Here is a 12327-nt window from a genome sequence, read left to right as displayed (position 1 = left end):
CCTATAGGTGTGAGGATTCATGGTTGGCGGTAACGCGATTCGAGGCACCCGTGTGGGTGCCGGTCCTTCGGGCGAATCGGAACGGGGTGAGTCGGCGCCGAGGCGCCGCATTTCCTACTGGTGTGCCAACGGGCACGAGGCGCAGCCCTCGTTCTCGATGGACGCCGAGATTCCCGACGAGTGGGACTGCCCGCGTTGTGGGCTCCCCGGCGGGCAGGACGAGAAGAACCCTCCTGCCGCGCCGCGGACCGAGCCCTACAAGACCCACCTGGCTTACGTGAAGGAACGGCGTTCCGACGCCGACGGCGAGGCCATTCTCGCCGAGGCGCTGGAGCGGTTGCGCCAGCGCCGCGAGATCTAGGGGCGCCCTAGCCGCTCACCGGTCGAGCGGGTACCGGGCACGCACCCGGAACCCGCCGTCCTCGGTGTCTGCGGTCTCGAAGCTCCCACCCAGCAGTCGAGCGCGTTCGGCCAAACCGGTCAGCCCGTGCCCTCCCGAGGGCAGGGCCGCACCGGGGGTCCGGGCGCGCTCATTGCGTATCTCGACCTTGAGTGAGCCGTGCTCGCCCTGGATCCGGATGGTCGCGGTGGCGCCCGGTGCGTGCTTGTGCACGTTGGTGAGGCATTCCTGCACGGTGCGGTAGGCCGCCGCGGAAACCTGGCTGGGCAGCAGTTCGGGGATCCGCTCGACGGTGAGGTGCACCGGGACGTCCGAGCCACGGATGAGCCGGTCGAGCTCGTTGATCCCCGGCCGCGGCCCGTCGTCCTCGGAACCCGAACGCAGCACGCTCACGAGTGAACGCAGTTCTTCGAGCGTTTTGGTGCTCAGTTTCCGGATGACCTGCGCGGTTTCGAGCGAACGGGGATCGGTCGTCTGCGCCTGCAATGCGCCGGCCTGCATCGCGATCAGCGTGATCTGGTGCGAAACGACGTCGTGCATCTCCCGCGCCAGCCTGGCGCGTTCCTCCGCGCGGACGGCGTCGGCGTGGAAGCGGCGCTCGCGATCGCGGCTGGCGGCGAGTTCGGACAGCTTCTGCGAGATCTCGGTCCGCGCTCCGATGAGCAGGCCGATGGCCACCGGCATCCCGGCGACGATGACGCCGTAGATCCCGTCCAGCACGTGTTCGCGCCAGCTGAGTTCGACGAAGTCCGGCAACGGCCATTGGACGAACCGGCAGGTGAACACGAGCGCGAACCCGGTCCAGGTCTGCCAGTGCATCTGCTTGCGGGTGGCGAGGAAGCCGAGCGCGATCATCGCGGCGAGCTGGGACCAGCCGGCGAGGAAACCGGGGACCGTGGCGATCACCGCGAGGAACGGCAGCTTGCGGCGCAAGGCGAGACCGAGGCAGGCGGCGCCGGAGAGATAGATGGAGTACGGCTGGGCCTTCTCCGGGATCACCAGCCAGACGTCGAGCGCGGCCAGGAAGATCGCGAGCGTGTCGACGCCCAGCGCGACCAGCGCCGGACGTTTGATCTTGGCGAACGACATGACCCCGGCAGCACGGCGCATCCGGTCGGCGGCGTCCGCTCCGGAGCCGCCCACCGAGATACCTGGCATCGAGAGACCCTCTGTGCTCATCGCTGGCGACCTCACTCGTCTTGTGGACTTGGATGGTGAGACGTGTTCTTCGCCCGATCGGGACGCGCAGGAACGAACAAATGTGCGGATGCTAACGGCGGGATGTACGAAGGCGGTAAGTTTCCCCCAGTCGGGCTAGCGACTGTCTGGTCACTGTCCGTTCTGCGGACAAGTGCATGAACGTTCGGTCGGTCAAGGCGCGGACCGGACCACCCGGGCTCGGTGGTCCGTTGATCGTTCGACGCGCGAACAAGCCCTCTCTGATGCGGATGTCGGTAAGAGTTGATCTACGTCACGTTTCGTGGTCGCGCGGTGACCCTGCCGCGCGAAGGTCCGTGAAGGCCTCCTTCACTACCCTCAGCGTAGTGATGGAGGCCTTCACGGACTATGGCCCACGCGGGTGCCTGCCCTTGTCTCAAAGCGCGTGAAGGCCCCCTTCCCTCGGCTCAGCCGAGGGAAGGGGGCCTTCACGCGCGATCAGGGTCAGGCCGTCGGAGGCTGATAGACCTTCGTGAGCTTCGAAGCGGCACCCCGGTCCAGCAGCCAGAGCGTGCGGCGGTCGCCGCGTGCTCCCGCCACCGGGATCTGGACCTCGCCCGCACCGGCCAGCGCCAGCGCGACGGCGTCCGCCTTGGCGTCGCCGCCGGTGACCAGCCAGACGTCCCGCGCGCGACGGATCGCGGGCAGGGTCAGCGAGATCCGGGTCGGCGGCGGCTTCGGGCAGTTGCGCACCGCGACGACCGAACGCTCCTTTTCGTACACCGCCGGGCTCTCGGGGAAGATCGAGGCGGTGTGCCCCTCCCCGCCGAGGCCGAGCAGCATGATGTCGAACGCCGGGACGTCGCCGTGGTCCTCGGGACGGGTGTTGGCCGCCAGGACCTCCGCGTAAGCGGCGGCCGCGGCGTCGACGTCGTCGCCGAACTCGCCGTCCGAGGGCGCCATGGCGTGCACCCGCTTCGGGTCGATCGGAACGTGATCGAGCAGGGCCTCGCGGGCCTGCTTCTCGTTGCGCTCGTCCGAGTCCGCCGGGACGAAACGCTCGTCGCCCCAGTAGAGGTCGAGACGCGACCAGTCGATGGCGTCACGGGCACTGGACTCGCGCAGTTCCTTCAGGATCGCGATCCCGGTGCCGCCGCCGGTGAGCACCACCGAAGCCGAGCCCTTGGCCGCCTGGACGTCCACGATCCGGGTGACCAGCCTGGCCGCCGCGGCGGCGGCCAGGAGGTCCGGGTTCGCGTAGACGACGACCTCGGTCTTGCTCATGATTCGCTCTTCTTCGCGGCGACCGCGGCCTTCTTCTTGGCGGCCGCCGGAGCCTTCTTCGCCGGGACGGCTTTGGTGGCCGTGCCGGAGGAGATCTTCGTGAGCCCGTTCAGCGAAGCCTCGTAGACCTCGTCCGGGTCGAGCCGCCGCAGCTCCTCGATCAGGCAGTCCTTGTTGTCCCGCCGCTGCAGGGCGATCCGCCGCGTCGGCTGGCCGGGCTGGGTCAGTGTGCCGACCCGCCCGTCCGGCCGGTGCAGCTCCACCGGACCGGAACGCCGGTCCAGCGTCACCGAGATGATGCCCGCGGCGCCGGTGCTCTTGACCCGCTTGACCGGCACCTTCAGGTACTCGGCCAGCCAGCCCGCGAGCAGCTCGGTCGACGGCGAGTCGGCCTCACCGGTCACCGTCGCCCCGGTGACCTTCTCATGCGGCGGAAGGTCCAAGGCGGACACGAGCTGCGCGCGCCAGCTGGTCAGCCGGGTCCACGCGAGATCGGTGTCACCCTCCACATAGGACTTCGCCCGCGTGGTAAGTGCTCTTATCGGCGCCTTCTCCGCCGCGGAGTCGGTGATCCTGCGCTGGGCCAGTTCACCGAGCGGGTCCTTGGCCGGAGCCTTGGGACCGGTTCCCGGCCACCAGGTGACGATCGGCGCGTCCGGCAGCAGCAGCGGCACGACCGCGCTCTGCCCCTGCGAGGCCAGCGGGCCGTAGAGCCGCAGGACGATGACCTCGCTCGCGCCGGCGTCGCCGCCGACCCGGATCTGGCCGTCGATCCGCGGTGCCGCGGTCCGCGCGCCCTTGGCCACCACGATCACCCGCGAGGGGTGCTCCCGGCTGGCTTCGTTGGCGGCTTCGATCGCCTCTTCGAGCTTGTCGTCGTCGTCGGCCACGATGACGAGCGTCAGCACCCGCCCGAGCGCCACCTGCCCGCCCTGTTCGCGGATCTCGACGAGTTTCTTGTTCAGCTGCGACGTCGTGGTCGACGGCAGGTCGATGATCACGGACGCCTCCAATTCCGGCCGGTACGCTCCAGCATTTCGTCCGCGGACGGCGGGCCCCACGAACCCGGCGGGTACTGCTCGGGTGCGCCCTTCTTGGCCCAGGCGTCGAGGATCGGGTCCAGGATCTCCCAGGACAGCTCGACCTCTTCGTTCACCGGGAACAGCGACGGCTCGCCCAGCAGCACGTCCAGGATCAGCCGCTCGTAGGCCTCCGGCGAGGACTCGGTGAAGGCGTGCCCGTAGCCGAAGTCCATGGTGACGTCGCGGACCTCCATCGTGGTCCCCGGCACCTTCGACCCGAACCGCAGCGTGATGCCCTCGTCGGGCTGCACCCGGATCACCAGCGCGTTCTGGCCCAGTTCCTCGGTCGAGGTCGAGTCGAACGGCAGATGCGGCGCCCGTTTGAACACCACGGCGATCTCGGTGACCCGGCGGCCCAGCCGCTTGCCCGTCCGCAGGTAGAACGGCACACCCGCCCACCGGCGGTTCTGCACCTCCAGGGTCACCGCGGCGTAGGTCTCGGTCGTCGAGTCCTTCGCGAAGCCCCCTTCCTGCAACAGGCCGGGCACCTTCATGCCGCCCTGCCAGCCGCCCGCGTACTGTCCGCGCGCGGTCGTCTCTTCGAACGGCCCCAGCGGTTTCGTCGCCGAAAGCACCTTGACCTTCTCGGCCCGCAGCGCACGCGGCGCGAACGAGACCGGCTCCTCCATCGCGGTCAGCGCGAGGAGCTGCAACAGGTGGTTCTGGATGACGTCGCGCGCGGCGCCGATGCCGTCGTAGTACCCCGCGCGACCGCCGAGGCCGATGTCCTCGGCCATGGTGATCTGCACGTGGTCCACGTAGTTGGCGTTCCAGATCGGTTCGAACAGCTGGTTCGCGAACCGCAGCGCCAGCAGGTTCTGCACCGTCTCCTTGCCGAGGTAGTGGTCGATGCGGAACACCGACTCCTCGGGGAAGACGTCGTTCACGATCTCGTTGAGCTCCTTGGCGCTCTTGAGATCGCGGCCGAACGGCTTCTCGATGACGACGCGGCGCCAGGTCTCCTCGCTCGCGTCGGCGAGACCGGAGCGGGCGAGCTGCTTGGTCACCACCGGGAACGCGCTCGGCGGGATCGACAGGTAGAACGCGGTGTTGCCGCCGGTCCCGCGTTCGGCGTCGAGGTCCTTGACCGTCTGCGCGAGTTTGTCGAAGGCCTCGTCGTCGTCGAAGGTGCCCTGTACGAAACGGATCCCCTCGGCGAGCCGGTTCCACACCGACTCCTTGAACGGCGTCCGCGCGTGCTCCTTGACCGAATCGTGCACGAGCTCGCCGAAGTCCTGGTGCTCCCAGTCCCGGCGGGCGAAGCCCACCAGGGAGAACCCGGCGGGCAGCAGCCCGCGGTGGGCGAGGTCGTAGATCGCCGGCATCAGCTTCTTGCGGGCGAGGTCACCGGTGACGCCGAAGATCACCAGACTGGACGGCCCGGCGATCCGCGGCAGCCGCTTGTCGCGCGGATCGCGCAGCGGGTTGTTCCAGGCTCGGGTCACTCGCCTGCCTCCTGTACCGCGCGGACCAGTTCGGCCAGGCCGGCGGCCCGGTCGGTGAGGTGCAGGCGCAGCACCGGACGACCGTGCTCCGCGAGCACCTGGCCATCACCGAGTGCCTGCGCGTGCTGGAGCACGCCGAGCGTGTACGGCCGGTCCGGCACGTCCAGATCCTGCTCGACGGCGCCGGTGATCTGCAGGAAGACCCCGTTCTGGTGGCCGCCCTTGTGGTACTGCCCGGTGGAGTGCAGGAACCGCGGCCCCCACCCGAAGGTGGTCTGGCGGCCCGTGCGCTTGGCGATCTCGCCGCGCAGGAGGGCCGTCGACGCGTCGTCGAGCCGGTCGAGGTAGGCCTGCACCGCGATGTAGCCGGTTTCCGGGGCGGAATCGAAGAAAGCCCGCAGGAGCTTTGAAAGTGACCCCTCGGCCAGTACGCCTGCCGAACCGAACACCTGGACCGAGCCGTCCACAGTGGACGGCTCTTCGCCGCCCTTGAGCGCGTCCGGGTTGTCCAAAAGGGAGCGTGCGGCCTTCTTGGCGGCCTCGACGTCGGGCTGGTCGAACGGGTTGATCCCGAGCAGCCTGCCGACGAGCGCGGTGGCGAACTCCCACAGCAGCATCTGGGCACCGAGCGGTCCGGTGACCGAGATCTTCGCCGCGCCTTCGGCCGGACCGACCGCCACCGGGGTGGCGTCGGACTTCGCGTCGGCGAAACCGGGGGAGTCCGGGCCCTCGACGGCGACCGGCAGGAGACCGGTGCCCTGCTTGCCGGTGGACTCGGCGATCAGCTGCTCCGCCCAGTCGGCAAAGCCCTTGATACCGGATCCGGTGTCGGCGATGACGACCTTTTCCGCGCCGTCCTCGTGCGCCGCCGCCCACGCCGCGGCCAGCTGCACCGCGGGGTTGTCGGTCGAATCGGTCGCCAGCGTCTCGGCGACCGAAGCGGCCTGGTCGAGCAGGCGGGCGATGTCCGCGCCAGCGAGCCCGGCGGGGACGAGGCCGAACGCGGTCAGCGCCGAGTAGCGGCCGCCGACGTTCGGATCGGCGAGGAAGACCTTGCGGTAACCCTCCTTTTCGGACAGTTCCGCGAACGGGGAGCCGGGGTCGGTGACGACCACGATCCGCCGGGCCGCGTCGATGCCCGCGTCGGCGAAGGCCTTCGCGAAGATCCGCCGGTGGCTGTCGGTTTCGACGGTGCCGCCGGATTTGGAGGAGACCACGATGACCGTGCGCTCCAGATCACCGGCGAGCGCGTCGGCGACCTGGCCGGGATCGGTGGTGTCGAGGACGGTCAGCGCGACCCCTTCGGTCGCGGCGATCACCTCGGGTGCCAGCGACGAACCGCCCATGCCGGCGAGGACGACGCGGTCGACCCCTTCCGAGCGCAGGTCGGTCCGCAGTGCCTCGATCTCGCCGATCAACGGCCGCGAGGACTTGTGCAGCGTCGTCCACGAGAGACGGATCGCCGCTTCGGACTCGGCTTCGGGACCCCACAGTGTGGCGTCCTGGGACGCCAGTTTCGATGCGACCTGGTCGGCGACAAGCCGCTCCGCGAACGGAGCGGCTTTGCCGGCCAGGGCGGCGTCGGCGATTGCGACGCCGGTCGTTTCCCCTGCCATGGTCCAGATCAGTCCTTCGCCTTAGCCAGCTGTCCGTTGACGGTCTCGAGAAGCTCGGTCCACGACTTCTCGAACTTCTCGACGCCTTCGTCCTCCAGGACCTTGAAGACGTCTTCGATGTCGATGCCGACCACACGCAGCTTGTCGAAGACAATCTGCGCGTCGGGGCCCTTGCCGGTCACCGTGTCACCGGTGACGTCGGCGTGGTCCGCGGCCGCGTCGAGGGTCTTCTCCGGCATCGTGTTGACCGTGTCCTTGACGACGAGCTGGTCCACGTAGCGGGTGTCGGAGTACTGCGGGTCCTTCACGCCGGTGGAGGCCCACAGCGGACGCTGCGCGTTCGCGCCGGCCTCGGCGAGCGCCTTCCAGCGGTCCGAGGAGAACAGCTCTTCGAACGCCGCGTACGCGAGGCGCGCGTTGGCGATGGCGGCCTCACCGCGCAGCGCCGTGGCCGCCTCGGTGCCGATGGCGTCGAGCCGCTTGTCGATCTCGGTGTCCACACGGGACACGAAGAACGACGCGACCGAGTGGATGCCCTTGAGGTCGTGGCCGTTGGCCTTGGCCTGCTCCAGCCCGGCGAAGTACGCCTCGATGACCGCCTTGTAGCGCTCGACCGAGAAGATCAGCGTCACGTTCACGCTGATGCCTTCGGCGAGCGTCTTGGTGATCGCCGGAAGACCCTCTTCGGTGGCCGGGATCTTGATCAGCACGTTCGGCCGGTCCACGGTCTTCCACAGGTCCTGCGCCTCGGCCACCGTCTTGTCGGAGTCCTTGGCCAGCCGCGGGTCCACCTCGATGGACACCCGGCCGTCGACCCCGTTCGTGGCGTTGTAGACGTCGCGGAACAGGTCCGCGGCGTTGCGCACGTCGGTGGTGGTCAGCTCGCGGATGGTGGCCTCGACGTCGGCGCCGCGCGCGGCCAGTTCGCGAGTCTGCTCGTCGTACGCCTCACCCTTGGACATCGCGTTGGCGAAGATCGTCGGGTTGGTCGTCACGCCCACGACGTGCTTGTCGCGGATGAGGTCGGCGAGGTTGCCGGTGTTCAGGCGCTCACGGGACAGGTCGTCGAGCCAGATCGATACCCCGGCCTCGGACAGCTGAGCGAGTTTGTCGTTGCTCATGTGCTGCGTCATCCCCTTCAGTTCTTCGTGTTGGCGATCGAGCGACGGGCGGCCTCGACGACTGCCTCCGCGGTGAAACCGAACTCGCGGAACAGCGTGGCGGCGTCGGCCGAAGCACCGAAGTGCTCGATCGAGACGTTCTCCCCGGCGTCACCGGTGAAGCGGTGCCACGACTGGGCGATACCCGCTTCGACGGAAACGCGTGCCTTGACCGACGGCGGGAGGACGGAGTCCTTGTAGGACTGCTCCTGCGCGTCGAACCACTCGACACACGGCATCGAGACGACGCTCGCCGGGATGCCGTCGGCTTCGAGGGTCTTGCGGGCCTCGACGGCCAGCTGGACCTCGGAGCCGGTCGCGATCAGCACGACCTCGGGGCTGCCGTTGGACGCCTCGGCGAGGACGTAACCGCCCCGCTTGACGCCCTCGGCGCTGGTGCCCTCCAGCACCGGCACGTTCTGCCGGGTCAGCGCGAGGCCCGACGGGTGGTGGACGTCCTCCAGGACGGCCTTCCACGCGTACGCGGTCTCGTTGGCGTCCGCCGGGCGGACGACGTTGAGGCCGGGGATGGCGCGCAGGGCGGAGAGCTGCTCGATCGGCTGGTGGGTGGGGCCGTCCTCGCCCAGGCCGATCGAGTCGTGCGTCCACACGTAGGTGACCGGCGCCTTCATCAGCGCGGCCAGCCGCACGGGCGGGCGCATGTAGTCGGAGAAGATCAGGAACGTCGCGCCGTAGGGGCGGGTGCCGCCGTGCAGCGCGATGCCGTTGAGGATCGAGCCCATCGCGTGCTCACGGATGCCGAAGTGCAGCGTCCGGCCGTACGGGCTGGTCTTCCACATCTCGGTGGAAGCCTTCTCCGGGCCGAACGAGTCGGCCCCCTTCATCGTGGTGTTGTTGCTCTCCGCGAGGTCCGCGGAACCGCCCCACAGTTCGGGAAGCGGCTCGGCGAGCGCGTTGAGCACCTCACCGGAGGCCTTGCGGGTCGCGATGCCCTTGGCGTCCGGCTCCCACTTCGGCAGGTTGTCCGCGAAGCCCTCGGGCAGCGTGCGGGTCGACATCCGGTCCGCGAGCTTCTTGCGCTCCGGGTTGGCGGCGCCCCACGCCTCGAACTTCTCCTGCCATTCCGCGCGCGCGGTCTTGCCGCGGTCGACGGCCTGGCGGGTGTGCGCGATGACCTCGTCGTCGACCTGGAAGGTCCGCTCCGGGTCGAAGCCGAGGATCTCCTTGACCGCGGCGACCTCTTCGGCGCCCAGCGCGGCGCCGTGGGCCTTGCCGGTGCCCATCTTCTTCGGCGCCGGGTATCCGATGACGGTCTTCAGCGCGATGAACGACGGGCGCCCGGTCTCGGCCTTGGCGGCCTTGATGGCCTCTTCGATCGCGACGACGTTCTCGCCACCCTCGACGACCTGGGTGTGCCACCCGTAGGCCTCGTAGCGCTTCACGACGTCCTCGGACAGCGCGATCTTGGTGTCGTCCTCGATGGAGATCTCGTTGTCGTCCCAGAAGACGATCAGGTTGCCCAGCTCCTGGCGACCGGCGATCGACGAGGCCTCGGCGGTGACGCCTTCCTCGATGTCACCGTCGGAGGCGACGACGTAGACGTAGTGGTCGAAGATGCTCTCGCCCTGCGGAGCGTCCGGGTCCAGCAGGCCGCGCTCGCGGCGGGCCGCCATCGCCATGCCGACCGCGTTGGCCAGGCCCTGGCCGAGCGGGCCGGTGGTGGTCTCGACGCCCTTGGTGTGGCGGTACTCCGGGTGACCCGGGGTCTTCGAGTCCCACTTGCGGAGCTGCTTCAGGTCTTCCAGCTCCAGGCCGAACCCGGCGAGGTACAGCTGGATGTAGAGGGTGAGGCTCGAGTGACCGGCGGAGAGGACGAAGCGGTCACGAGCGGGCCACTCGGGGTCCGCGGGGTCGTGGCGCAGCGTCCGCTGGAACAGCGTGTAGGCGAGCGGCGCCAGGCTCATCGCGGTGCCGGGGTGGCCACTGCCGCAGTTCTCGACCGCGTCCGCGGCGAGCACCCGGACGGTGTCGACGGCCCGCGTGTCGAGGTCGGTCCAGTCGGCGGGCACGTTGCGCTCCAGGAGTGGGTTCTTCTCGCTGGTAGAGGCGGTTTCGGACACTGAACTCGAACTCCCCGTCATCAGGTTGTGGCTTCTCTTCCCTCGTGGATAGCCCACGTGTACCGCTACTAATCTCAATCGATCCGGAAGGGACGATATTCCTGCTCCGGACCGTTCGCAGAAGCACGCCGCGAGCTACCCCGGCCAGCCTAATGGTTCGGCCGGTGAAGGACCCGCGATCACCCTCTGGAAACAGCACGTCTACCATCGAGGGAGGGTTCAGAACGCGGGGATCCGGGGCCGCCACATCACCCGGAAGCCTGGCGGGACCCGGCCCGAAAACTGACGCAGGGAGTGAAATGTCGTTGGTGAACGCTGCGCACGGACGCAGTGACAGCACCAGCGCCGTACATCCGACCGGTGAACGACCGCACGGTGGCCGGCGAACAATCCGCCAGGTCGTCGGCGCGTACGCCGCCCTCGCGAAGCCCAGGGTGATCGAGCTACTCCTCGTCACCACGATTCCCGCGATGTTCCTGGCAGGCCGGGAGATCCCGTCGCCGTGGCTGGTGCTCGCGACGCTCGTGGGCGGCACCATGGCCGCCGGCAGTGCCAACGCCTTGAACTGCGTCATCGACGCGGACATCGACAAGGTGATGAACCGCACGAAGCGCCGTCCGCTGGTGAAGGAATCGGTGCCCCGGCGCGGCGCGCTGATCTTCGGCCTCGCACTCGGCGTCCTGTCGGCCGTCGTGCTCTATTTCACGGTGAATCTGCTCTCGGCGATCCTCGCCGTCGCGACGATCCTGTTCTACATCTTCGTCTACACCCTGGTGCTGAAGCGGCGTACGTCACAGAACGTGGTCTGGGGCGGCGCGGCGGGCTGCATGCCGGTCGTCATCGGCTGGGCCGCGGTCACCGGCACCGTCGAGTGGCCCGCGTTCGTGATGTTCGGCGTCATCTTCTTCTGGACCCCGCCGCACACCTGGGCGCTGGGGATGAAGTACCGCGACGACTACGAGCGCGCCGGCGTGCCGATGCTGCCGGTGGTCGCCACCCCGCAGCACGTCGCGCGGCAGATCGTCATCTACTCGTGGGTGATGGTCGCCTGGACGCTGCTGCTGGTCCCGGTGACGAGCTGGATCTACACGACGTTCGCGATCCTGGCGGGCGGCTGGTTCCTCTTCTACGCGCACAGCCTGAACGCGGCGGTGCGGCGCGGCGAGGAGACCAAGCCGATGTCGCTGTTCCACCGGTCGAACACGTACCTGATGATCGTGTTCGTCGCGCTGGCCGTCGATTCGGCCATCGGCCTTCCCGCCATCGGCCTGCCCTTCTGAGCAGCCGTGGGTGAGCACCGGTGTCGCTCGGCGGCTCCATGCTGGTCCGACGTAGGACACAAACCCGAGGCCGTCATGTACTTGGGGGAGGTGTGAAGGTCGAGTTTCCTCGGCTGAGCCGCGGGAAGGGGGCCTTCACGCGGCGCCGTCGCGACTTGGTGATTGGCGGCGATGGCCTTCCGGGCGGCTGCCGGCCTCGCCTGCCGTGGGCACCTGAACACCCTTGGTTAGTGAGGGTCAAGGCAAATATGGCGTGTCCTGAAGGACCCCTTTGAGACGTTGAAGGTCTCAAAGGGGTCCTTCAGGACATCACGCTTCGGCGCTGGGGCTGCGGTGTTCGCGCCTGTCGCGAAAGCCCCTTTCAGGACTCGTCTTTGTCTACCTACTGGTGTGGAGCTTGTGCGGGTTGCCGACGCGGTCCGGGTGGGGGAGATTCCGGGCGTTGAGCGTCCGGAATCTTCCCCGCTCGCTCTCCGGTCCACCGGTCGTGCTCGACCACGAGCTTGATCAACGGAAGATCCGGGACGTTGAGTGTCCCGGATCTTCCGTTGATCAAGGGGGCGAGACCGGGCAACGATGCCCGCGGAGCCGCCCTCGTCCAGGTCGGGCGTAGGTACATAAATGCGGGTTCCCCTTCGGGACATGTGGTGTCCCTAAAGGGGCTTTCGCGACACGAGCAGCGGGCGCCGACCGCGCCATATTGCCTTACCTCTCAAGAGAACCCCACTTAGGGGTCCTAACAGAATGAGTGGGCTTTGAGTCGGCGCCAGCAGATAATGGCGCAGCCGATGGTGAGGAAGGCTTCGTGGAGGTCGTCGCGA

General features: G+C 68.5%; 9 protein-coding genes. 2 read left to right on the top strand and 7 right to left on the bottom strand.

The window, feature by feature from the left end; genetic code table 11:
- Positions 1-19 precede the first annotated feature (19 nt).
- A complete protein-coding gene (locus tag ACZ5ZX_RS19460; RefSeq protein ID WP_034311760.1) occupies positions 20-361 on the top strand; it encodes an RNA polymerase-binding protein RbpA in 342 nt (113 codons plus the stop codon).
- A 15-nt stretch (positions 362-376) separates the two neighbouring features.
- Here the strand turns inward: ACZ5ZX_RS19460 and ACZ5ZX_RS19455 are convergent, their stop codons facing one another.
- From ACZ5ZX_RS19455 to tkt, 7 genes are all read right to left on the bottom strand, one after another.
- Positions 377-1579, bottom strand: a complete 1203-nt coding sequence (locus ACZ5ZX_RS19455) for a sensor histidine kinase (RefSeq protein WP_465503404.1) — start codon at positions 1577-1579, stop codon at positions 377-379.
- Between the two features lie 483 nt (positions 1580-2062).
- Positions 2063-2842, bottom strand: coding sequence for a 6-phosphogluconolactonase (pgl, locus tag ACZ5ZX_RS19450; RefSeq protein WP_465503403.1), 780 nt, complete (start codon positions 2840-2842; stop codon positions 2063-2065).
- Entirely contained in the window at positions 2839-3843 is a 1005-nt protein-coding gene (opcA, locus tag ACZ5ZX_RS19445) for a glucose-6-phosphate dehydrogenase assembly protein OpcA (RefSeq protein ID WP_465503402.1), read from the bottom strand. Before opcA ends, pgl begins: the two co-directional genes overlap by 4 nt.
- Complete coding sequence (gene zwf / locus ACZ5ZX_RS19440; RefSeq protein WP_465503401.1) at positions 3840-5369, bottom strand: glucose-6-phosphate dehydrogenase; 1530 nt, start codon at positions 5367-5369, stop codon at positions 3840-3842. The genes opcA and zwf overlap by 4 nt, the downstream gene beginning before the upstream one ends.
- Entirely contained in the window at positions 5366-6985 is a 1620-nt protein-coding gene (locus ACZ5ZX_RS19435; protein WP_465503400.1) for a glucose-6-phosphate isomerase, read from the bottom strand. The genes zwf and ACZ5ZX_RS19435 overlap by 4 nt, the downstream gene beginning before the upstream one ends.
- A gap of 8 nt (positions 6986-6993) precedes the next feature.
- Positions 6994-8106, bottom strand: coding sequence for a transaldolase (gene tal / locus ACZ5ZX_RS19430; protein WP_465503399.1), 1113 nt, complete (start codon positions 8104-8106; stop codon positions 6994-6996).
- Between the two features lie 17 nt (positions 8107-8123).
- Positions 8124-10226, bottom strand: a complete 2103-nt coding sequence (gene tkt / locus ACZ5ZX_RS19425) for a transketolase (protein ID WP_465503398.1) — start codon at positions 10224-10226, stop codon at positions 8124-8126.
- Positions 10227-10525: 299 nt separating this feature from the next.
- On the opposite strand from tkt, the gene ACZ5ZX_RS19420 reads away from it, so the two are divergent.
- Positions 10526-11506 (top strand): heme o synthase, encoded by a 981-nt coding sequence (locus ACZ5ZX_RS19420; RefSeq protein ID WP_465503397.1) that lies wholly within the window; start codon positions 10526-10528, stop codon positions 11504-11506.
- The last annotated feature ends 821 nt before the right edge of the window (positions 11507-12327 follow it).

The organism is Amycolatopsis sp. NPDC033938 (assembly GCF_055575975.1).
This window is presented reverse-complemented; position numbering and strand designations above follow the sequence as displayed.

Excerpts from the sequence above, each read along its gene's own strand:
- ACZ5ZX_RS19460 (WP_034311760.1), top strand. The coding sequence starts at position 20 with ATGGTTGGCGGTAACGCGATTCGAGGCACCCGTGTGGGTGCCGGTCCT.
- ACZ5ZX_RS19455 (WP_465503404.1), bottom strand. The coding sequence starts at position 1,579 with ATGAGCACAGAGGGTCTCTCGATGCCAGGTATCTCGGTGGGCGGCTCC.
- pgl (WP_465503403.1), bottom strand. The coding sequence starts at position 2,842 with ATGAGCAAGACCGAGGTCGTCGTCTACGCGAACCCGGACCTCCTGGCC.
- ACZ5ZX_RS19435 (WP_465503400.1), bottom strand. The coding sequence starts at position 6,985 with ATGGCAGGGGAAACGACCGGCGTCGCAATCGCCGACGCCGCCCTGGCC.
- tal (WP_465503399.1), bottom strand. The coding sequence starts at position 8,106 with ATGAGCAACGACAAACTCGCTCAGCTGTCCGAGGCCGGGGTATCGATC.
- ACZ5ZX_RS19420 (WP_465503397.1), top strand. The coding sequence starts at position 10,526 with ATGTCGTTGGTGAACGCTGCGCACGGACGCAGTGACAGCACCAGCGCC.